Origin of the sequence: Streptomyces shinuiensis, assembly GCF_043660855.1 — a bacterium.
Lineage (GTDB): Bacteria > Actinomycetota > Actinomycetes > Streptomycetales > Streptomycetaceae > Streptomyces.
This window is the reverse complement of record NZ_JBIHML010000001.1, coordinates 2,844,181-2,865,233: the sequence shown is the minus strand read 5'-3', so window position 1 is coordinate 2,865,233 and position 21,053 is coordinate 2,844,181. Positions and strand designations below refer to the sequence as shown.

The following is a 21,053-nucleotide window of genomic DNA, read 5'->3' as shown; positions in this document are numbered from 1 at the left end:
TCACGGGCGACGCGCGCCACGGCGCGCGCCACCGGCGCACGCTTTTGCGAATGCGCCCCTCCTTCCGGCCCCTACGCCGTTCCGGGGAATCCTTCTAAGGTGTGCAGTATTGGTGGTACGAGCGGCGGCACGGCCGCCCCACGACTGGCCCCGAAGGGTCGAGGAGGACCTGGCATGACGGAGATGGCCCCGAAACTGCGCGCGGTGCTGGAGGGGATCCCCACCTACAAGCCCGGCCGCCCGGCCGCCGACGGTCCCACGGCGTACAAGCTGTCCTCCAACGAGAACCCCTACCCGCCGCTGCCCGGGGTCCTGGAGGCCGTCACCGCCGCCGCCGGCTCCTTCCACCGCTACCCGGACATGGCCTGCGGCCTCCTGATGTCGGAGCTGTCGCACCGCTTCGGGGTGCCGATGAGCCACATCGCGACCGGCACCGGCTCCGTCGGCGTCGCACAGCAGCTCCTCCAGGCCACCGCCGGTCCCGGCGACGAGGTGATCTACGCCTGGCGCTCCTTCGAGGCCTACCCGATCATCACCCAGATCTCCGGCGCGACCTCCGTCCGGGTGCCGCTCGACGGCGACGAGAGGCACGACCTGGACGCGATGGCCGAAGCCGTCACCGAGCGCACGCGCCTGGTCTTCGTCTGCAACCCCAACAACCCCACCGGCACCGCCGTCCGCCGCGCCGAGCTGGAGCGCTTCCTGGACCGCGTCCCCGGCGACGTGCTGGTCGTGCTGGACGAGGCCTACCGCGAGTTCGTCCGCGACGAGGAGATCCCGGACGGCATCGAGCTGTACCGTGACCGCCCGAACGTCTGCGTGCTGCGCACCTTCTCCAAGGCGTACGGCCTGGCCGGCCTGCGGGTCGGCTTCGCCGTCGCCCACGAGCCGGTGGCGGCGGCGCTGCGCAAGACGGCGGTGCCGTTCGGCGTGAGCCAGATCGCGCAGGACGCGGCGGTCGCCTCGCTGCGCGGCGAGGCCGCGCTGCTGGAGCGCGTGGACGCCCTGGTCGCCGAGCGGACACGGGTGGTGCGCGAGCTGACCGCGCAGGGCTGGACGGTCCCCGAGACGCAGGCGAACTTCGTCTGGCTGCGGCTGGGGGAGCGCACGGGCGACTTCGCCGGGACTTGCGAGGCGGCGGGCGTGATGGTGCGGCCGTTCGCGGGCGAGGGGGTCCGCGTCACGATCGGTGAGACGGACGCCAACGACCTCTTCCTCAAGGCCGCGCAGGACTTCCGCAGGGGCCTCTAGCCCTCCGGCCCGGGTCCACCTGGGACCAACGGCCCCCTGGCCAGGACTTTCGTTCCCTCCCGCCCCCCGGTGGGAGGGAACGAACATAAGTGGGTCATACTTCTTGTGAATGTGAACGCATTCACGAGCGCGTGTGCTACGTCACACCATGTCCACTTTGGGAGATTGCCGTGGACCTAGCTCTGGCCCCGGAGACCCTGGCGCGGTGGCAGTTCGGCATCACCACCGTCTACCACTTCCTCTTCGTCCCCCTGACCATCTCGCTCGCCGCCCTCACCGCCGGCCTCCAGACCGCCTGGGTGCGCACCGGCCGCGAGGTCTATCTGAGGGCGACGAAGTTCTGGGGCAAGCTCTTCCTGATCAACATCGCGATGGGCGTCGTCACCGGCATCGTGCAGGAGTTCCAGTTCGGCATGAACTGGTCCGACTACTCCCGCTTCGTCGGCGACGTCTTCGGCGCCCCCCTCGCCTTCGAGGCGCTGATCGCGTTCTTCTTCGAGTCCACCTTCATCGGCCTGTGGATCTTCGGCTGGGACAAGCTGCCGAAGAAGGTACACCTGGCCACCATCTGGATGGTCTCGATCGGCACGGTCCTGTCCGCGTACTTCATCCTGGCCGCCAACTCCTGGATGCAGCACCCGGTCGGCTACCGCATCGACCCCGACAGCGGCCGCGCCGAACTCACCGACTTCCTCGCGGTGCTCACCCAGAACACCGCCGTGGCGCAGTTCTTCCACACCATGACCGCCGCCTTCCTCACCGGCGGCGCCTTCATGGCCGGCATCGCCGCGTACCACCTGATGCGCCGCCGCCACATCCCGGTGATGCGCACCTCGCTGCGCCTGGGCCTGGTCACCCTCGTCGCAGCCGGAGCGCTCACCGCCGTCAGCGGCGACCACCTCGGCAAGATCATGTACGAGCAGCAGCCGATGAAGATGGCCGCGGCCGAGGCCCTGTGGGAGACCGAGGGGCCCGCCCCCTTCTCCGTCTTCGCTTACGGAGACGTCGACGAGGGCCACAACAAGGTCGCCGTCGAGATCCCCGGCCTGCTCTCCTTCCTCGCCCACAGCGACCTGTCCACACCCGTCCCCGGCATCAACGACACCAACGAGGCCCTCCAGGAGAAGTACGGGCCCGGCGACTACAAGCCCAACATCCCCGTCGCCTACTGGGGCTTCCGCTGGATGATCGGCTTCGGCATGGCCTCCACCGCCCTCGGCGCCCTCGGCCTGTGGCTCACCCGCCGCCGCTTCCTCCTGGCCGAACGCCACCGCACCACCGAGGACGAGGTCCCCAACCTCGCCCTCACCCGCACCCGCCTCCTCGGCCCCGCCCTCAGCCGCCGCTACTGGCAGCTCGCCTTCCTCACCCTCGGCTTCCCGCTCATCGCCAACGCCTGGGGCTGGATCTTCACCGAGATGGGCCGCCAGCCCTGGGTCGTCTACGGCCTGCTGCGCACCTCCTCCGCCGTCTCCCCCGGCGTCTCCCAGCTCGAGGTGCTGATCTCGATGACCGTCTTCACCCTCCTGTACGCAGTCCTCGCCGTGATCGAGGTGAAGCTCCTGGCCAAGTACGTCAAGGCCGGACCGCCCGAGCTCACCGAGGCCGACCTCAACCCGCCCACCCGGATCGGCGGCCACGACAAGGACGACGCCGACCGCCCCATGGCCTTCTCCTACTAGGTCCGACCGAGGTTTCCCGATGGAACTCCACGACGTCTGGTTCGTCCTGATCGCCGTCCTGTGGACCGGCTACTTCTTCCTGGAGGGCTTCGACTTCGGAGTCGGCGTCCTCACCCGGCTGCTGGCCCGCGACCGCCGCGAGCGCCGCGTACTGATCAACACCATCGGACCGGTCTGGGACGGCAACGAGGTCTGGCTGCTGACGGCCGGCGGAGCCACCTTCGCCGCCTTCCCCGACTGGTACGCCACCCTCTTCTCCGGCTTCTACCTGCCCCTGCTGCTGATCCTCGTCTGCCTGATCGTGCGGGGCGTGGCCTTCGAGTACCGCGCCAAGCGCCCCGAGGAGAGGTGGCAGACCAACTGGGAGCGCGCCATCTTCTGGACCTCCCTGCTCCCCGCCTTCCTGTGGGGCGTGGCCTTCGCCAACATCGTCCGCGGCGTCGCCATCGACGCGAACAAGGAGTACACCGGCGGCCTCCTCGACCTGCTGAACCCCCACGCCCTGCTCGGCGGCGCGACGACCCTCGCCCTGTTCACCTTCCACGGCGCCGTCTTCACCGCCCTGAAGACCGTCGGCGACATCCGCGTCCGGGCCCGCGCCCTCGCCGTGCGCCTGGGCCTGCTCACCGCCGCCCTCGCGGTCGCCTTCCTCGGCTGGACCCAGCTCGACCGCGGCGACACCGCCACCCTGATCGCCCTGGCCGCCGCCGCCCTCGCCCTGCTCGCGGCCGTCCGCGCGATCGCAGCCGGACGCGAGGGCTGGTCCTTCACCCTCTCCGGCGTCACCGTCGTCGCGGCCGTCGCCATGCTCTTCCTCGCGCTCTACCCGAACGTCATGCCCTCCACGCTCGACCCCGCCTGGAGCCTGACGGTCACCAACTCCGCGTCCTCCCCCTACACCCTGACGATCATGACCTGGCTGGCCGCCCTGGCCACTCCGCTCGTGCTGCTCTACCAGGGCTGGACATACTGGGTGTTCCGCAAGCGCATCGGCACCCAGCACATCGCCGACACCCCCGACACCCCGCACCCGGAACCGGAAACCACCCCCACATGAAGCCCGTCGACCCCCGCCTGCTCCGGTACGCCCGCACCACCCGCGTCTTCCTCGCGGCCGCCGTGGTGCTGGGCCTGGCCGGAGCGGGCCTGGTCATCGCCCAGGCCATGCTCATCGCCGAGATCGCCGTACGGGCCTTCCAGCACCACACACCCCCCGCCGGCCTCACCACCCCCCTCGCCCTCCTCGCCGCCGTCTCCCTCGGCCGCGCCCTGGTCTCCTGGCTCACCGAGCTGGCCGCCCACCGCTCCTCCGCGGCGGTCAAGTCCGAACTGCGCCTGCGCCTGCTCACCCACGCCACCGCCCTCGGCCCCGCCCGCACGGACAAGCCCATCGGCGAACTGGCCAACCTCGCCACCCGCGGCATCGACGCCCTCGACGACTACTTCGCCCGCTACCTCCCCCAGCTCGCGCTGGCCGTCGTCGTCCCCGCCGCCCTGATCGCGCGCATCCTCACCGACGACTGGATCTCGGCGGCGACCATCGCCGTCACCCTCCCCCTGATCCCGGTCTTCATGATCCTGATCGGCTGGGCGACCCAGGCCCGCACGGACCGCCAGTGGCGTCTGCTGTCCCGCCTGTCCGGCCACTTCCTCGACGTCGTCGCGGGCCTGCCCACCCTCAAGGTCTTCGGCCGGGCCAAGGCCCAGGCCGAGAGCATCCGCGCCATCACCGCCGACTACCGCCGCGCCACCCTGCGCACCCTGCGGATCGCGTTCCTCTCCTCCTTCGCCCTCGAACTGCTCTCGACGATCTCCGTCGCCCTCGTCGCCGTCGGCATCGGTATGCGCCTGGTCCACGGCGAACTCGACCTCTACACCGGCCTGGTCGTGCTGATCCTCGCCCCCGAGGCGTACCTCCCCCTGCGCCAGGTCGGCGTCCACTACCACGCCGCCGCCGAGGGCCTGTCCGCAGCGGAAGAGGTCTTCGACACCCTCGAAACCGAATCCCCCGCCCCCGGCACCGCCCCCGCCCCCGACGCGCGCACCGCCACCATCGCCCTCGACGGCCTCACCGTCCGCCACGAGGGCCGCACCACCGACTCGCTGCCCCCCACCACCCTCACCGTGGCCCCCGGCGAGACCGTCGCCGTCACCGGCCCCTCCGGAGCCGGCAAGACGACGCTGCTGAGCGCCCTCCTCGGCCTCACCACCCCCACCGCCGGCCGCGTCACCGTCAACGGACAGAACCTGTCCACCCTCGACCCGGCCACCTGGCACTCCCAGATCGCCTGGGTTCCCCAGCACCCCCACCTCTTCGCCGGGACGATCGCCGACAACGTCCGCCTGGCCCGCCCCGGCGCCACCGACGCCGAAGTCCTGCGGGCCCTGACCGACGCCGGGGCCCCCGACCTCTCCCCGCACACCCTCCTCGGCGAGGCGGGCACCGGCCTCTCCGCGGGCCAGCGCCAGCGCGTCGCCCTGGCCCGCGCCTTCCTCGCCGACCGCCCGGTCGTCCTCCTCGACGAGCCCACCGCCGCCCTCGACGTCGCCACCGAAGCCCAGGTCGTCGACGCGATCGCCCGCCTCGCCCGCGACCGCACGGTCATCCTGATCATCCACCGTCCCGCGCTCCTCCCCCTCGCCGACCGCGTGATCCGCCTCACCCCCACCGGCGCGACGGAGACCACCCCACCCACCAGCGATGCGAACCGACCCGCACCCGGCAGCGTGCCGGAGGGGACGGGTAGGGACGGCCGTTCCGGACACTCAAGCGTTATTTGCGGCCAATCGCCGGTCCACGCAACGGTGCACGGACCGGCCGTAAACAATGCCGTCCGGAACGGTCGTCCCGGACCGGCCCCGACCCCCGCACGCACCGCCCCCGCCGCCCCCGCGCCCCAGGACGCACCCGCCCCCGCCGCCCCCGGCGCACCCGTACCCGAGAATGAACCCACCCCCCACCCCCTCACCCGCGTACGCCGCATCGCGCGCCCCCTGCGCGGCCGCTTCGCCCTCGCCCTGCTCCTCGGCTCCCTCGCCCTCCTCAGCGCCGTCGGCCTCATGGCCGCCTCCGGCTGGCTGATCTCCCGCGCCTCCCAGCAGCCGCCGGTGCTGTACCTGATGGTCGCCGTCACCGCGACCCGTGCCTTCGGCATCGGCCGCGCCGTCTTCCGCTACGCCGAGCGCCTGGTCTCCCACGATGCCGTCTTCCGCGTCCTGGCCGATCTGCGCGTCACCGTCTACCGCCGTCTGGAGCGCCTCGCCCCCGCCGGGCTGCGCCACACCCGGCGCGGCGACCTGCTCGCCCGGCTCGTCGCCGACGTCGACGTCCTCCAGGACTACTTCCTGCGCTGGTTGCTCCCGGCCACCGTCGCCGCCACCGTCTCCCTCTCGGCCACGGTCTTCACCGCGTGGCTCCTGCCCGAGGCGGGAGCGGCCCTGGCCGCCGGCCTGCTGACCGCGGGTGTCGCCGTCCCCGTGCTCGCCGCCGCGGTCTCCCGCCGCACCGAGCGCCGTCTCGCGCCCGCCCGCGGCGAGCTGACCACCCGTACCGTCGACCTGCTCACCGGCACCGCCGAGCTGACCGTCGCCGGGGCGCTGCCCGGCCGCACCGAGGCCGTACGCGACGCCGACGCCGCACTGACCCGCCTGGCCGCCCGCAGCTCCGCCGTCACGGCGCTCGGCGGCGGGCTTTCCGCGCTCGCCGCCGGGCTCACCGTCACCGCCGCGGCCTGGTTCGGCGCCTCGGCCGTTTACGACGGTCGGCTGGACGGCCTCCTCATGGCGGTGGTCGTGCTCACCCCGCTCGCCGCCTTCGAGGCGGTCTCCGGGATGCCGCCGGCCGCCCAGCACCGGCAGCGCACCCGCCGCTCGGCCGAACGCGTCCACGAGGTGATCGATGCCCCCGCCCCCGTACGCGAGCCCGAGGACCCGGCCCCGGCACCCGACGACCCGTTCCCCCTCGCCCTCACCGGCCTCACCGCCCGCCACCCGGGCCAGGAGCGCCCGGCCCTGCGGGAGCTGGACCTGTACCTGACCCCCGGCCGGCGCGTCGCGGTCGTCGGCCCGTCGGGATCGGGCAAGACCACCCTGGCCCACGTCCTGCTGCGCTTCCTCGACCCCGAGTCCGGCGGCTACACCCTCGGGGCGAACGCCACCGACACCCTCGCCCTCGACCCCGACGCCGTACGCCGCCTCGTCGGCCTGTGCGCCCAGGACGCGCACATCTTCGACAGCTCCCTGCGCGAGAACCTCCGCCTGGCCAGGCCGCCGGCCACCGACGACGACCTCCACACCGCCCTGGCCGCCGCCCGCCTCGACGACTGGGTCGGCGAGCTGCCCGACGGCCTGGACACCCTCGTCGGCGAGTTCGGCGCCCGGCTCTCCGGCGGCCAGCGCCAGCGCCTGGCCCTGGCCCGCGCGCTGCTCGCCGACTTCCCCGTCCTCGTCCTGGACGAGCCCGCCGAGCATCTGGACCTGGCCACCGCCGACGCCCTGACCGCCGATCTGCTGGCCGCCACCGAGGGCCGCACCACCGTGCTGATCACTCACCGGCTGGCCGGTCTGGAGGCGGTGGACGAGGTGATCGTCCTGGACGGCGGGCGCGCCGTCCAGCGCGGCCCGTACGCCGAGCTGGCCGGGGCGGACGGCCCCTTCCGGCGGATGCTGGAGCGGGAGCGGGCCACCGGGGAACCGGTCGCGGCCCGGGGCTGACGGGGGGCGGGCGGCGCCGGCCCCGCCTGCCCCCCGTCAGCCCGCGGAGGCCGCCCTCAGGCCGCCTCGTCCAGCCGCCGCCGCTGCCCTTCGTCCAGCCGCAGCCCCATCGCGTCGAACGCCTCGTCGAGCTGCTCGGTCCGGTTCACTCCGACGATCGGCACGACGGCCGGGTCCCCGCCGGTCAGCCACGCCAGTACCACCTGGTTCGCGGTGGACCCGGTCTCGGCGGCCACCTCCCCGAGCACGGTCAGGCGCCGCGCCGTGCCGGGGTGGTCGTAGTGCTCGGGCAGCGGGTGGTCGGAGCGGGTGTAGGAGCTCCACAGCAGTGAGGAATAGGCCCACAGGTCCATGTCCGGCTCGCTGCGCACGTAGTCGAGCGACTCGGCGGTCGCGAGCCGGTGCCCGTCCTCGGGGAGGGCCACTCCCGGCCTCGGCTGGACGTAGGACCGCCGCAACTGCAGGGCGGTCCAGCCCGCCACCCCCGCCGCACGGGCGAGCGCCCGGCCGCGCTCCACGCGCCAGGCGGTGTGGTTGGAGGCGCCGAGCCGGCGGGCCAGCCCGTCCGAGACCGCCTCGCCGAAGGCGGCGACGGTCTCCTCCAGGGGCACGCCGCGATCCTCCGCGTGCGCCCAGTACAGGTCGGTCCACTCCGTGCGCAGCCGCCGCAGGCTCTCGCGCACCGCCGAGCGCACCGCGGCCGGCCCGCCCTGACCGCCCACCGCCGGCGCCCACCGCCGGGACACCCTTCGCCGAAACGTCTCCGTGCGCCCCCGCGAGCCCGCGGACGTCAGCCGGCCGGCGGCAGCTCCAGCAGCCGTTCGATGACGGCGGCCACACCGTCCTCCTCGTTGGCGGACGTACGGTGCGTGGTCGCGGCCAGCACCGCCGGGTGGGCGTTGGCCATGGCGTAGGACGCGCCGGCCCAGGAGAGCATCTCCAGGTCGTTGGGCATGTCGCCGAAGGCGATCACCTCCCCGGCCGCCACGCCGCGCTGCGCACAGCACCGGGCCAGGGTGCTGGCCTTGCTGACGCCCGGGCCGCTGACCTCCAGCAGCGCGCTCGGGCTGGAGCGGGTGAACTCCGCGTGGTGGCCCGCGACGGTGCGGGCCATGCCCAGGAAATCGTCCGGAACCAGCGCGGTGTGGTGGGCGAGGAGCTTGAGCACCGGCTCGTCGGCGTGCTCGGCCTCGTCCGTCAGCAGCTTCTCGGCCGGTGCGATCAGCGCGCCCGGGTCCAGGTGGAACTGCGGGTACTGCGGCTCGTAGTGGATGCCGCCGGTCCGCTCGACGGCGAAGCTCACGTCGGGGACGGCCGTACGCAGCTCCTCCACCACGGTCAGCGCGGTGTCGCGCGGCAGCTCCCTGACCTGCACGATCCGCCGCCCCTGGTGCAGGTCGACGACGGCCGCGCCGTTGGCGCAGATCGCCAGGCCGTGCCCGTGCACATGGTCGCTGACCACGCCCATCCAGCGGGCCGGCCGCCCGGTCACGAAGAAGACCTCGATCCCGGCCTCCTCGGCGGCGGCCAGCGCCGCGACCGTGCGGTCGGAGACGGACTTGTCGTCGCGCAGCAGTGTGCCGTCCAGATCGGTGGCGATGAGGCGCGGGCGTGTCATCGGGGGCGCGGGAGCATGGGTCACGCTCCCCATGGTCCCGCATATGCCCGCACAGGCGTGCGCCAAGGTGCACGAATGAGCCACGGGGTGAGCGCACCCGAAACCGGATGGACACCGACAGCCGGGTTCACGGACACCCGGCCGTCCATGCGGGGAAATGCCATGAGTCCTTCCACGGGCCGCACCGGGCATGGCGCGAAACGTACGCCGTCCGCCACCCCGCCGCTCCGGCCCGTCGGGGGAGGCCGGCCCCGACGGGCCGGTACGACGGAGACCCACCGCACGGGAGCGTGCCGGGGAGTCCGGCTTCCGCTCATCCGAGCAGGGCGGCCGCTTCCGTGGCGATGCGTTCGTGGACGGTCTGGTCGGCGGCGAAGTTCGAGCCGGGGATCGGCCAGTGGACCGCGATCTCGGTGAAGCCCAGTTCGCGGTGGCGGCCCGCGAAGTCGACGAAGGCCTCCACCGACTCCAGCGGGGTGTTCCTCTCCGGAGTGAAGCCGTGCAGCAGGACCTTGCCGAGGCCGGCCGCGTCCCGGCCGGTCTCGGCGCACGCCTCGCCGAGCCGCTCGACCTGCCCGCGCAGCGCGGCCTCCGACTGCTTCGGGGTCCCGGTCTCGTACAGCTTCGGGTCGCCGGTCGTCACCCACGCCTGCCCGTACCGGGCGGCCAGCCTCATCCCGCGCGGCCCGGTGGCCGCCACCGCGAACGGCAGCCGGGGCCGCTGCACGCAGCCGGGGATGTTCCGGGCCCCGCCGGCGGAGTAGAAAGCGCCCCGGTTGGAGACCGAATCCTCGGTGAGCAGCCGGTCCAGCAGCGGCACGAACTCGGCGAACCGGTCGGCGCGCTCGCGCGGTGTCCACGGCTCCTGCCCGAGCGCGGTCGCGTCGAAGCCGCTGCCGCCCGCGCCTATGCCCAGGGTGATCCGGCCGCCCGAGATGTCGTCGAGGGAGATCAGCTCCTTGGCCAGCGTCACCGGATGCCGGAAGTTGGGCGAGGTGACGAGGGTGCCCAGGCGCATCCGCTCCGTGGCGCCCGCGGCGGCCGTCAGGGTCGGCAGCGCGCCGAACCACGGCCCGTCGCGGAACGGGACGCGCCAGGACAGGTGGTCGTAGGTGTAGGCGGTGTGGAAGCCGAGTTCCTCGGCGCGCCGCCACTTGGCACACCCTCCCTCGTGCCAGCGGTCGACGGGAAGGATCACGGTGCTCAGACGCATGCCCCGACCTTACGCGGGCTTCCCGCTGCGGCAGTCGATCGGAGGTCAGGAGCTGCTGCCGTTGCCCAGCCCGACGCCCGGGGGCGCCGAGCGGATCGGGGCGTACCTTCGCCGGGCCGGCCGAGGCGGGGCACCTCACGTCCCATGTGGAACCGGCCTGTGCGGAGGGGCTGGACGTGGCTGACATCGAACAGGGCAGGCGTCAGAGCGACAGCGGGCCGCAGTGGGCCGCCGGTGGCCACTGCGGAACACCGGAGAGTTAACAGGTCGTGTAATACACTGCTCCCATGGACACACCCCGCCCCGGCAAGACCCGAGTCACCAGCGTCTCCCTGCGAGCCGAGACCCTGGAGGCGGTCCGCGCACGCGCCGGCAGGCAGGGCGTCTCCTCCTATATCGAGGAGGCCGTGCAGCGGCAGCTCCAGCGCGAGGCCATCGACGAGTACATCGCCACCGCCGAAGCGGAGCACGGTCCTGTCGACCCCGCCGAAGTATCGGACAGGGCCGGGCGCATCCGTGCCCACCACGCTGCCCACCGCAGTGCGTCCGCTCCAGCGGACGCCGCATGAGCGGGACTCTCGTTCTCGACAGCGAGGCCCTCTCCAAGCTCTCCCGTCGGCACCGCGACATGACCGTATGGCTGGACGTCGCCCGCAGACTGGACCTGCTCGTCGTGACGAGCGCCGCCACGCTGGTCGAGGCACGCGACCCGAAGGTGCCGCAGGCGGCGTTCGACCACGCGGTTTCCCTGACCAAGGTGCGTCCCGTCACGGAGGAGATCGCACGTACGGCGAGCAGGCTGCTCGCCGCGGAAAGCCTGCCCGGTCACAAGTACGCCATCGACGCGATGCTCGCGGCCACGGCTCACGCGGAGCACGGCGACGTCACTGTCATCACGAGCGACACGGACGACCTCCGTCGGCTGTGCCTCCCCCGCATCGCCGTCGAACCGGTCTGAGCGCTCATGGTCCTTTCCGAGCCCTTGCGGTATTCCCGCAGGTCAGCGTGTGATGGGTGAACGAGGCTTGACCGAGGTGACGAAGGTGCCCGGGCGTAGCCGTTCCGTGGCGGCCGTCAGGGCGGGCAGCACGGCGGATCACGGCCCGTCGCGGAACGGGACGCGCCGGGACAGGTGCTCGTAGGTGTACGCGGTGCGGAAGCCGGGCTCCTCGGCGCGCCGCCGGCCCGCGGCCGGGCGGCCCGGGGTCAGCCGGGCCGGCGCAGGTACCCCGGCGGTACGCGCGGCACCAGCCACACCCCGTTGTCGCTGACCCGGAACGCGTACCCGTCCCGGTGCATCGCCCCGGCGTCGACCACCAGCACCACCGGCCTCCCGCGCCGCGCCCCCACGGCGGCGGCCGTCTCGCGGTCGGGCGAGAGGTGGACGTCGTGACGCGCCATCGCCCGCAGGCCGTCCCGCCGGATGTCCGCCACGTACCGTCCGACCGTTCCGTGGAAGAGGTACGGGGGTGGTTCGGCGGGAGGCAGGCCCAGATCCACGCCGACGGTGTGTCCCTGGGCGGCCCGGATGCGGTCCCGCTCGGGATCGAGCGTGAAGCGCCGCTTGTCGTTGGTGGCGACGACCTCCTCCAGCTCCTCGCGGGTGAGCCGGAAGTCGTGGCGTGCCGCGGCTTCCAGCAATTCCCCGACACCCACCCAGCCGTGGTCGTCCAGGGCGAGCCCGATCCGCTCGGGAGCGTGCCGCAGGTGCCGTGCGACGTACTTCGAGATCCGCTTGCGGCGCCTGTCGTCCATATCCGGCCAGGGTGCCCCGGGACCCACCGCGGCGCACCTCGTTTTCGCGTTCACCGTTCTCACGCTCACCGGGGCCGCGGACACTCCTCACGCCCGTACGTTGATCCGCGCGAACGCCCGCAGCGCGCTCGGCGCCAGCCGGGCCAGCACCACACCGCCCCACGCCTCAAGGCTCACCGGGACCACCGCCTTGTCGCGGATGACCGAGCGCAGCACCGCGTCGGCGATCCTCTCCGGGGCGAACCTGCGGATCCGGTAGACCTGGAGGGCCCTCTTGCGGCGGCGCTCGACGTCCCGCTCGTCGGTGCCGCGGAAGCGCGTGTCCGAGATGATCGAGGTGCTGACGATGCCGGGGCAGACCGCCGAGACCCCGATGCCCTCGCCGGCCAGGTCCGCGCGCAGCACATGGCTGAGCATCAGCGCCCCCGCCTTGGAGGTGCAGTACGCGGGCAGGGCCCGGGTGGGCTCGTAGGCGGCGCAGGAGACGACGTTGACGATGTGGCCGCCCTGCCCCCGCTCGGACATCTGCCGTCCGAAGAGGCGGCAGCCGTGGACGGTGCCCCACAGGTTGGAGCCCAGGACCGCCTCCCAGTCGTCCGCGGTGTGCTCCAGGAACGGCCCGGCCGCCGCGATCCCGGCGTTGTTGACCAGTACGTCCACCACGCCGTGCTCGGCGGCCGTCCTCCGCGCCAGCGCCTCCATCGCCGCTCCGTCGGAGACGTCCACCGTCTCCGCCCACGCCCCCTGCGCGCCGGCCCGCCGGGCCAGCTCGGCCGTACGCGCCGCCTCCTCGCCCCGGATGTCCACGGCGACGACCCGGGCGCCGGCCCGGGCGAAGGCCAGCGCCGTCTCGCGGCCGATGCCCCGGGCCGCGCCGGTGACCAGTACCAGCAGGCCGCCGAAGTGCTCCGCGTACGCCTCCTGCCGCGCGCGCCCCCGGCGCCCGCTCCGCCCGCCGCGCCGCACCGTCGCCGGTGCGCCCACCTCCCCACCGCCGTACGCCCCGCGCTCCCCGCCTGCCCCGTGCGCCCCGTGCGCCCCGTGCGCCTCGCAGTCCTCGACGAACGAGCCGATCCAGGCGGCCAGCCGGTCGGGCCGGGTGCGCGGCGCCCAGTGGCCGGCCGGCAGGGCGCGGCACGTCAGCCGGGGCGTCCACCGCTCCGCCTCGTCCCGCAGCGCGGGGGAGAGGAAGGGGTCCCCGGTCGGGGTGACGAGCTGTACGGGCACATGGGCGTAGGCGTCCTCGCGCGGCCGCCGCACCCGGTCCCGCACGTTGTCGCGGTACAGCCACAGGCCGTGCGCGGCGTCGCGGGGCAGCGAGGGGGCGGGGTGGCCGTCGCCCGAGAAGCCCTCGGAGCGCCGCAGCATGCCCGGCCAGGCCCTGCCCAGCGGCCCCCGCCAGGCCAGCTCCGGCAGGACGGGCACGTGCATCGCGTACACGTACCAGGAGCGGGCGCCCTGCCCCAGCGCCTGGGCCAGACGCCGCGGGGTGGGCCGGGCCAGCCGCCTGCGGAACCAGTGCCCGAGGTGATCCAGGGACGGCCCGGACACCGAGGTGAAGGATGCGATCCGGCCCCGGGTGCGCTCGGCCGTGGCGAACTCCCAGCCCTGCACCGAACCCCAGTCGTGCCCGACCAGGTGCACCGGGGCTCCGGGGCTGACCGCGTCCGCGACCGCCAGGAAGTCGCCGGTCAGCCGCTCCAGCGTGAAGCCGCCGCGCAGCGGCTTCGGGGCGGCGGACCGGCCGCAGCCGCGTACGTCGTAAAGCACCACGTGGAAGCGGTCCGCCAGCCGCTCGGCCACCGGCGCCCAGACCTCCTTGGAGTCCGGGTAGCCGTGCAGCAGGACCACCGTGGGGCGGCGGCTCCCGTCCGCTCCCACCGCCTCGCCCAGCTCGGCGACGCACAGCTCCACGCCGTCCGCTCCGGTCACACGCCGTTCCCGCGCGCTCCCGGGACCACCTGGTCCCGCCGGTCCCGATCCTGCCGCCGCTTCCATGCGTGCCTCTCCTCCCACCGCGCCCGACACTCGCGCAGTCCGGGTAGCCGGTCTCCCCGGCATGACACCGGACCCGACCAGGACCTACCCCGCCGGAGGAGCCCTTAGGGGCATCTACGCCTCCGGTACGAGAAACAATCACGCCCCCGGGGTGACGTGACCGTTGACAAGCGGTACTACGGTCGTGGGCGTGACTGTGATCGCGACCGAAAGCCTCAGCAAGCGGTACCCCCGGGTTACCGCGCTCGACCGGCTCACCATGCAGATCGAACCCGGGGTGACCGGACTGGTGGGCGCCAACGGTGCGGGCAAGTCCACCCTCATCAAGATCCTCCTGGGCCTGGCCCCGGCCAGCGAGGGCACCGCCTCCGTACTCGGCCTGGACGTGGCCACCGAGGGCGGCGCCATCCGCGAGCGCGTCGGGTACATGCCCGAGCACGACTGCCTGCCGCCCGACGTGTCGGCGACCGAGTTCGTCGTCCACATGGCGCGTATGTCCGGCCTGCCCGTCTCCGCCGCCCGCGAGCGCACCGCCGACACCCTGCGCCACGTCGGCCTGTACGAGGAGCGCTACCGCCCCATGGGCGGCTACTCGACGGGCATGAAGCAGCGGGTCAAGCTGGCCCAGGCGCTCGTCCACGATCCGCGGCTGGTGCTGCTGGACGAGCCCACCAACGGCCTCGACCCGGTCGGCCGCGACGACATGCTCGGCCTGATCCGCCGCGTCCACACCGACTTCGGCATCTCGGTGCTGGTCACCTCGCACCTGCTGGGCGAACTGGAGCGCACCTGCGACCACGTCGTCGTCATCGACGGCGGGAAGCTGCTGCGCTCCTCCTCCACCGCCAGCTTCACCCAGGAGACGACCACCCTGGCCGTCGAGGTCACCGACACCGACGCCCATCCCGACGGGACCGCCGCCCTGCGTACCGCCCTGACCCGGGCCGGGCTCACCGTGGCGCCTCCCGGCGCGGGCGGCGAGGGCCTGCCGGGCGCCGGGCACGTGCTGCTGGTCGAGGCGGGCTCCGAGGCCGTCCACGACACCGTCCGCGACACGGTCGCGGAGCTGGGCCTGGGTCTGGTCCGCATGGAGCAGCGCAGGCACCGCATCGCCGAGGTCTTCCAGACACCCGGCGCCGCGGGCACCACCGGGAAAGCCGGCGAGGAAGCCGACGAGCGGGCCGCGGAGCAGGCCGCCGAGAAGAGTACGCAGAAGGGAGGCAGCACCGATGCGGTCTGACACGGGCAACCACCCCGGCACCCATCCCGGAGCCGCCGTCCCCGCCCAGCGCGGCGAGGACGCCAGCATCCACAACATCGGCTACCGCCACTACGACGGCCCCCGCCTGGGCCGCTCCTACGCCCGGTGGTCGCTGCTGGTCCAGTCCCTGCGCGGCGCGTACGGCCTGGGCCGCTCGGCGAAGTCCAAGGTGCTGCCGTTCATCCTGCTGGCCGTGATGGTCCTGCCCGCGGGCGCGATGGTCGCGGTCACCATTGTCACCGGCGCCTCCGAACTGCCGCTGCGGTACACCGACTACGTGCTGGTGATGCAGCCGGTCATCGGCCTCTACATCGCCGCTCAGGCCCCGCAGTCGGCTTCCCTGGACCTGCGCTTCCGCACCGTGCCGCTGTACTTCTCGCGCCCGATCGAGCGCGCGGACTACGTGGGGGCCAAGTACGCGGCCATGACCGCGGCGCTGTTCCTGTTCACCTCCCTGCCGCTGGTGGTGCTGTACGCGGGCGGGCTGCTGGCCAAGCTCGGCTTCGCCGACCAGAGCACGCAGTTCCTCCAGGGGCTGGGCTCCACCGCGGTGTTCTCCGTGCTCCACGCGGGCATCGGCCTGCTGGTCGCCGCGCTCACCCCGCGCCGGGGCTTCGGTGTCGCCGCGGTCATCGCGGTGCTCACCATCCCCTACTTCGCGGTCACCACCGTCCAGGCGGTCGCCGAGTTCCAGGCCGGCAACGCCACCGCCGTCACCTGGCTCGGCCTGGCCTCCCCCGGCACGCTCGTCGACGGCATCCAGTCGGCGTTCCTCGGCGGCACCTCCGGCTTCCCCGGAGCCCACGAGCCCGGCACCGCCGCGGCGGCCGTCTACGTGCTGGTCACCCTCGCCCTGATCGCCGGCTGCTGGGCGGCGCTGACGGGCCGCTACCGCAAGGCGGGCCTGTGATGACCGGGGACCGGACGGCGAAGCATCGGACGAGGAACGAGAAGGCGGCCTGACCCATGACCACCATCCGCATCGACCATGTGTCCCGCTGGTTCGGCAACGTGGTCGCCGTCAACGACGTGACCATGGACATCGGGCCGGGCGTCACCGGGCTGCTCGGCCCCAACGGCGCGGGCAAGTCCACGCTGATCAACATGATGGGCGGCTTCCTGGCGCCCTCCACCGGATCCGTCACCCTCGACGGCGCGGCGATCTGGCGCAACGAGCAGGTCTACCGGGAGATCGGAGTCGTCCCCGAGCGCGAGGCGATGTACGACTTCCTCACCGGCCGCGAGTTCGTGCTGGCCAACGCCGAGCTGCACGGCCTGCCCGACCCGGGCGGGGCCGCGCGGCGGGCCCTGGCCACCGTGGAGATGGAGTACGCCCAGGACCGGAAGGTCTCCACCTACAGCAAGGGCATGCGGCAGCGCGTGAAGATGGCCTCCGCGCTCGTCCACGAACCGTCCGTGCTGCTGCTGGACGAGCCGTTCAACGGCATGGATCCGCGCCAGCGCATGCAGCTCATGGAACTGCTGCGGCGGATGGGCGACGGGGGCCGCACGGTGTTGTTCTCCTCCCACATCCTGGAGGAGGTCGAGCAGCTCGCCTCCCACATCGAGGTGATCGTCGCGGGACGGCACGCGGCCTCCGGCGACTTCCGGCGCATCCGCAGGCTGATGACCGACCGCCCCCACCGCTATCTGGTGCGCTCCAGCGACGACCGCGCGCTGGCCGCCGCACTGATCGCCGATCCCAGCACGGCGGGCATCGAACTCGACTGGTCCGAACGCGCCCTGCGCGTCCAGGCGATCGACTTCACGCGCTTCACCGAGCAGCTCCCGCGCATCGCCCGCGAGCACGGGATCCGGCTCCTCACGGTCTCGCCCTCGGACGAGTCCCTGGAGAGCGTCTTCTCCTACCTCGTCACGGCCTGAGAAAACCCAGGCCGCCGAGGACCCCGAGACCGCCTGAGAACCAAGGAGCCCCACACCGATGTACGACCCCACGGTCGCCCGGCTCACCTACCGGGCCCTGCTCGGCCGCCGCCGGGCGCTGATCCTGTTCGTCCTGCCCGCCGTACTGATCGCGATCTCCGTCGCGGTCCGCCTGCTGGTCGGCGCCGACGACGCCGTCGCCAACCAGGTGCTCGGCGGCTTCGCGCTGGCCACCATGGTCCCGCTGATCGGCGTGATCGCCGGGACCGGCGCGATCGGCCCGGAGATCGACGACGGCTCGATCGTCTACCTGCTGGCCAAGCCGCTGAAGCGGCCGACGATCATCCTCACCAAGCTGACCGTCGCCGTCGGCGTCACCATGGTGTTCTCCGCGGTCCCCATGCTGATCGCCGGGTTCGTCCTCAACGGCAACAGCCGGCAGATCGCCGTCGCCTACGCCGTCGCCGCGGTCGCCGCGTCCGTCGCCTACAGTGCGCTCTTCCTGCTGCTGGGCACGGTCAGCCGGCAGGCCGTCGTCTTCGGCCTGGTCTACGCCCTGATCTGGGAGGCGCTCATCGGCAGCCTCGTCCCCGGCGCCCGGACCCTCAGCGTTCAGCAGTGGGCCCTGGCGCTGGCCGAGAAGACCGCGCCGGGCGCGGGCATCGCCTCCGACGTCGGACTGCCGGCCGCCGCGGTGCTGCTGGCGGCGGTGACCGTCGCCGGCGCCTGGTACGCCGGGCGGAAGCTGCGCACCCTCACCCTCGCCGGCGAGGAGTGACCGGGCGCCGATCGCCGGGCACAGAGGACCGAACACCGAGCACCGAGGCCGGAGGGCACCGCCCTCCGGCCTCGTACGCTGGAAACATGGGCACGACACGGTGGCTGGACGACGAAGAGCAGCGGACCTGGCGGGCGTTCCTGGCCGCCACCCAGCGCGTACGCGAGGAACTGGACCGGCAGTTGCAGCACGACGCCGGGATGCCGCTGGCGTACTACCAGATCCTGGCCATGCTCTCCGAGGCGCCCGGGCGCACCCTCACCATGAGCCGGCTCGCCCGGACCACCCGCTCCTCGGCCAGCAGGCTCTCCCACGCGGTCGCCCGGCTGGAGGCCAAGGGGTGGGTCAGCCGGTGCCAGCACCCCGCCGACCACCGCACCACCCTGGCCACGCTGACCGACGAGGGGCTGACCGAGCTGGAGGCCATCGCGCCCGGCCATGTGGAGCAGGTCCGGCTCTCCCTGTTCGACAACCTCACCCCCGAGCAGACCCGGCGGCTCCACGAGATCTGCCGGGCGGTGCTGGAGGGCACCGGTGGGGGCCCGGCACCGGACTGACCCGGGGCACCCCCGCTCACGGATCGGCGGTTCACAGGCCGGGGAGCAGCCGTTCCAGCACGACCGCGATGCCGTCCTCGTCGTTGGACGCGGTCACCTCGTCGGCCACCGCGAGCAGTTCCGGGTGGGCGTCGGCCATGGCGACGCCGTGGGCGGCCCAGGCGAACATCGGGACGTCGTTGGGCATGTCGCCGAAGGCGATCGTGGCGGTGGCCGAGCGGCCCAGGCGGCGTGCGGCGATCGACAGGCCGCGGGCCTTGGACAGTCCCAGCGGCAGCAGTTCGACGACGCCCTCGCCCGCCATCACCACGCTCACCAGATCGCCCGCGATCCGCCGGGCGGCGTCGGCCAGCGTGTCGTCGTCCAGCCCGGGGTGCTGGATGTACAGCTTGTTCAGGGGCTCGGTCCACAGTTCGTCCGGGTCGGCCCCGGCGACCGCGGGAAGCTCCTCGCCGATCGGCCGGTAGCCCGGCCCGAGCAGCACCTCGCCGTCCAGCCCGTCCCGTGAGGCGGCCACGGCCAGCGGGCCGGTCTCCGTCTCGATCTTCTCCAGCGCCAGCCGGGCCTGCTGCCGGTCGAGCGTGACGGAGGTCAGCAGCCGGTGCTCGCCCGCGTGGTAGACCTGCGCGCCCTGCCCGCAGACGGCCAGGCCGTCGTAGCCGAGCTCGTCCAGGACGTGCCGGGTCCAGGGCACGGCGCGGCCGGTCACCACGATGTGCGCGGCGCCCGCCGCCGTGGCGGCGGCGAGCGCGTCGCGGGTGCGGGCCGAGACGGTGTCGTCGCTGCGCAGCAGCGTGCCGTCGAGATCGGTGGCGACCAGCCGGAAGGGGAAGCCCGGCGCTCCGGTACTCACCGGGACACGGGCTCCAGCACCTCGCGCCCGCCGAGGTAGGGGCGGAGCACCTCGGGCACGCGGACCGATCCGTCGGCCCGCTGGTGGTTCTCCAGCAGGGCCACGATGGTGCGGGGCACCGCGCACAGCGTGCCGTTGAGGGTGGCCAGCGGGCGCACCTTCTTCTCCTGGCGCATCCGGATGGACAGCCGGCGGGCCTGGAACTCGTTGCAGTTCGAAGCCGAGGTCAGCTCGCGGTACTTGCCCTGGGTGGGGATCCACGCCTCGCAGTCGAACTTCCGCGAGGCGGAGGCGCCCAGGTCGCCGGTGGCCACGTCGATCACCCGGAACGGCAGCTCCAGGCCGGTCAGCCACTGCTTCTCCCACTCCAGCAGCCGCCGGTGCTCGGCCTCGGACTCCTCGGGGGTCACATAGGAGAACATCTCCACCTTGTCGAACTGGTGGACGCGGAAGATGCCGCGGGTGTCCTTGCCGTACGTGCCGGCCTCGCGGCGGAAGCAGGGGGAGAAGCCCGCGTAGCGCAGCGGGAGCTTGTCCGCCTCGACGATCTCGTCCATGTGGTAGGCGGCGAGCGGTACCTCGGAGGTGCCGACGAGGTAGTAGTCGTCCTTCTCCAGGTGGTAGACGTTCTCGGCGGCCTGGCCGAGGAAGCCGGTGCCCTCCATGGCACGCGGCTTGACCAGCGCGGGGGTGAGCATCGGGATGAAGCCGGCCTCGGTGGCCTGCGCGATCGCGGCGTTGACCAGGGCCAGTTCCAGCAGGGCGCCGACGCCGGTGAGGTAGTAGAAGCGCGAGCCGGAGACCTTGGCGCCACGCTCGACGTCGATCGCGCCGAGCGCCTGGCCGAGCTCCAGGTGGTCCCTGGGTTCGAAGCCCTCGGCGCCGAAGTCGCGCGGGGTGCCGTGCGTCTCGCGGACGGTGAAGTCGTCCTCGCCGCCGACGGGGACCTCGGGATGGACGAGGTTGCCGAGCCGGAGGAGGAGCCGCTGCGCCTCGGCGTCGGCCTCGTCGCGCTCGGCGTCGGCGGCCTTGACCGCGGTGGACAGCTCACCGGCGCGACTGAGCAGTTCGGCCTTCTCGTCGCCGGCGGCCTTCGGGATCAGCTTGCCGAGCTGCTTCTGCTCGGCGCGCAGTTCGTCGAAGCGGACGCCGGACGACCTGCGCCGCTCGTCGGCGGAGAGCAGGGCGTCGACGAGGCCGACGTCCTCTCCACGGGCGCGCTGGGAGGCGCGCACACGGTCTGGGTCCTCACGGAGCAGGCGAAGGTCAATCACGCCGTCAGGGTACCGGGGGCGTGGGATCCGCTCGACCCGATATGGCGGTACGTGGCGTTATGCGGCTTTTGTCGTCTGCGGTGGAATGGAAGAGGAGGGCCGTCAAGGGAATTACCGCTGTCACCGTACGGAGTGGTGCGGGAGTGCGGAGGTGGGCTGAGGGGCGGCGGCGCAGGGGTGTGCGCAAAGGCGTGCGGGAGAGCGCGGGGCGGCGCG

Annotated in this window: 18 protein-coding genes; 11 read left to right on the top strand and 7 right to left on the bottom strand. The window is 73.1% G+C overall.

Going from position 1 to position 21,053, the window contains the following annotated elements; all coding sequences use genetic code 11:
• The first annotated feature begins 174 nt into the window (after positions 1–174).
• From hisC to cydD, 4 genes are all read left to right on the top strand, one after another.
• A complete protein-coding gene (hisC, locus tag ACGRHY_RS12930) occupies positions 175–1,251 on the top strand; it encodes a histidinol-phosphate transaminase (protein WP_394635493.1) in 1,077 nt (358 codons plus the stop codon).
• Positions 1,252–1,421: 170 nt separating this feature from the next.
• Positions 1,422–2,933 carry a cytochrome ubiquinol oxidase subunit I gene (locus ACGRHY_RS12925; RefSeq protein ID WP_394635492.1) on the top strand — a complete coding sequence of 504 codons (1,512 nt, stop codon included), beginning with the start codon at positions 1,422–1,424 and terminating at the stop codon, positions 2,931–2,933.
• Between the two features lie 19 nt (positions 2,934–2,952).
• A complete protein-coding gene (gene cydB, locus ACGRHY_RS12920; protein WP_394635491.1) occupies positions 2,953–3,990 on the top strand; it encodes a cytochrome d ubiquinol oxidase subunit II in 1,038 nt (345 codons plus the stop codon).
• Positions 3,987–7,646, top strand: a complete 3,660-nt coding sequence (gene cydD, locus ACGRHY_RS12915; protein ID WP_394635490.1) for a thiol reductant ABC exporter subunit CydD — start codon at positions 3,987–3,989, stop codon at positions 7,644–7,646. Before cydB ends, cydD begins: the two co-directional genes overlap by 4 nt.
• A gap of 56 nt (positions 7,647–7,702) precedes the next feature.
• Here the strand turns inward: cydD and ACGRHY_RS12910 are convergent, their stop codons facing one another.
• The 3 genes from ACGRHY_RS12910 to ACGRHY_RS12900 all read right to left on the bottom strand — a co-directional run bounded on the left by ACGRHY_RS12910 (position 7,703) and on the right by ACGRHY_RS12900 (position 10,477).
• Positions 7,703–8,368, bottom strand: coding sequence for an aldo/keto reductase (locus ACGRHY_RS12910; RefSeq protein WP_394635489.1), 666 nt, complete (start codon positions 8,366–8,368; stop codon positions 7,703–7,705).
• 68 nt (positions 8,369–8,436) lie between these two features.
• Positions 8,437–9,297, bottom strand: a complete 861-nt coding sequence (locus tag ACGRHY_RS12905) for a Cof-type HAD-IIB family hydrolase (protein ID WP_394635488.1) — start codon at positions 9,295–9,297, stop codon at positions 8,437–8,439.
• A gap of 280 nt (positions 9,298–9,577) precedes the next feature.
• Complete coding sequence (locus ACGRHY_RS12900) at positions 9,578–10,477, bottom strand: LLM class flavin-dependent oxidoreductase (RefSeq protein ID WP_394635487.1); 900 nt, start codon at positions 10,475–10,477, stop codon at positions 9,578–9,580.
• Between the two features lie 287 nt (positions 10,478–10,764).
• Here ACGRHY_RS12900 and ACGRHY_RS12895 point away from each other — a divergent pair, with 287 nt between their 5' ends.
• Both ACGRHY_RS12895 and ACGRHY_RS12890 read left to right on the top strand, forming a co-directional pair.
• On the top strand, positions 10,765–11,046 hold the full coding sequence (locus ACGRHY_RS12895; protein WP_394635486.1) for a hypothetical protein: 282 nt from the start codon (positions 10,765–10,767) through the stop codon (positions 11,044–11,046).
• Entirely contained in the window at positions 11,043–11,435 is a 393-nt protein-coding gene (locus tag ACGRHY_RS12890; RefSeq protein ID WP_394635485.1) for a type II toxin-antitoxin system VapC family toxin, read from the top strand. Before ACGRHY_RS12895 ends, ACGRHY_RS12890 begins: the two co-directional genes overlap by 4 nt.
• A 248-nt stretch (positions 11,436–11,683) precedes the next feature.
• Here ACGRHY_RS12890 and ACGRHY_RS12885 read toward each other — a convergent pair whose 3' ends face one another.
• Positions 11,684–12,232 (bottom strand): RNA 2'-phosphotransferase, encoded by a 549-nt coding sequence (locus ACGRHY_RS12885; RefSeq protein ID WP_394635484.1) that lies wholly within the window; start codon positions 12,230–12,232, stop codon positions 11,684–11,686.
• 87 nt (positions 12,233–12,319) lie between these two features.
• On the bottom strand, positions 12,320–14,230 hold the full coding sequence (locus ACGRHY_RS12880) for an SDR family oxidoreductase (RefSeq protein WP_394635483.1): 1,911 nt from the start codon (positions 14,228–14,230) through the stop codon (positions 12,320–12,322).
• A gap of 196 nt (positions 14,231–14,426) precedes the next feature.
• Here ACGRHY_RS12880 and ACGRHY_RS12875 point away from each other — a divergent pair, with 196 nt between their 5' ends.
• From ACGRHY_RS12875 to ACGRHY_RS12855, 5 genes are all read left to right on the top strand, one after another.
• Complete coding sequence (locus ACGRHY_RS12875; RefSeq protein WP_394638029.1) at positions 14,427–15,470, top strand: ABC transporter ATP-binding protein; 1,044 nt, start codon at positions 14,427–14,429, stop codon at positions 15,468–15,470.
• A complete protein-coding gene (locus ACGRHY_RS12870) occupies positions 15,460–16,401 on the top strand; it encodes an ABC transporter permease (protein WP_394635482.1) in 942 nt (313 codons plus the stop codon). Before ACGRHY_RS12875 ends, ACGRHY_RS12870 begins: the two co-directional genes overlap by 11 nt.
• Positions 16,402–16,457: 56 nt before the next feature.
• On the top strand, positions 16,458–17,375 hold the full coding sequence (locus ACGRHY_RS12865) for an ABC transporter ATP-binding protein (RefSeq protein WP_394635481.1): 918 nt from the start codon (positions 16,458–16,460) through the stop codon (positions 17,373–17,375).
• A gap of 58 nt (positions 17,376–17,433) precedes the next feature.
• The gene (locus ACGRHY_RS12860) at positions 17,434–18,153 is read left to right on the top strand and encodes an ABC transporter permease subunit (protein ID WP_394635480.1); all 720 of its coding nucleotides are present in this window, start codon (positions 17,434–17,436) and stop codon (positions 18,151–18,153) included.
• Between the two features lie 86 nt (positions 18,154–18,239).
• Positions 18,240–18,710 carry a MarR family winged helix-turn-helix transcriptional regulator gene (locus tag ACGRHY_RS12855; RefSeq protein ID WP_394635479.1) on the top strand — a complete coding sequence of 157 codons (471 nt, stop codon included), beginning with the start codon at positions 18,240–18,242 and terminating at the stop codon, positions 18,708–18,710.
• Positions 18,711–18,741: 31 nt separating this feature from the next.
• Here ACGRHY_RS12855 and ACGRHY_RS12850 read toward each other — a convergent pair whose 3' ends face one another.
• Positions 18,742–19,563, bottom strand: coding sequence for an HAD family hydrolase (locus tag ACGRHY_RS12850; RefSeq protein ID WP_394635478.1), 822 nt, complete (start codon positions 19,561–19,563; stop codon positions 18,742–18,744).
• Positions 19,560–20,837: a serine--tRNA ligase gene (gene serS, locus ACGRHY_RS12845; RefSeq protein WP_394635477.1), complete on the bottom strand. Its 1,278-nt coding sequence runs from the start codon at positions 20,835–20,837 to the stop codon at positions 19,560–19,562. Before serS ends, ACGRHY_RS12850 begins: the two co-directional genes overlap by 4 nt.
• Positions 20,838–21,053: the final 216 nt, after the last annotated feature.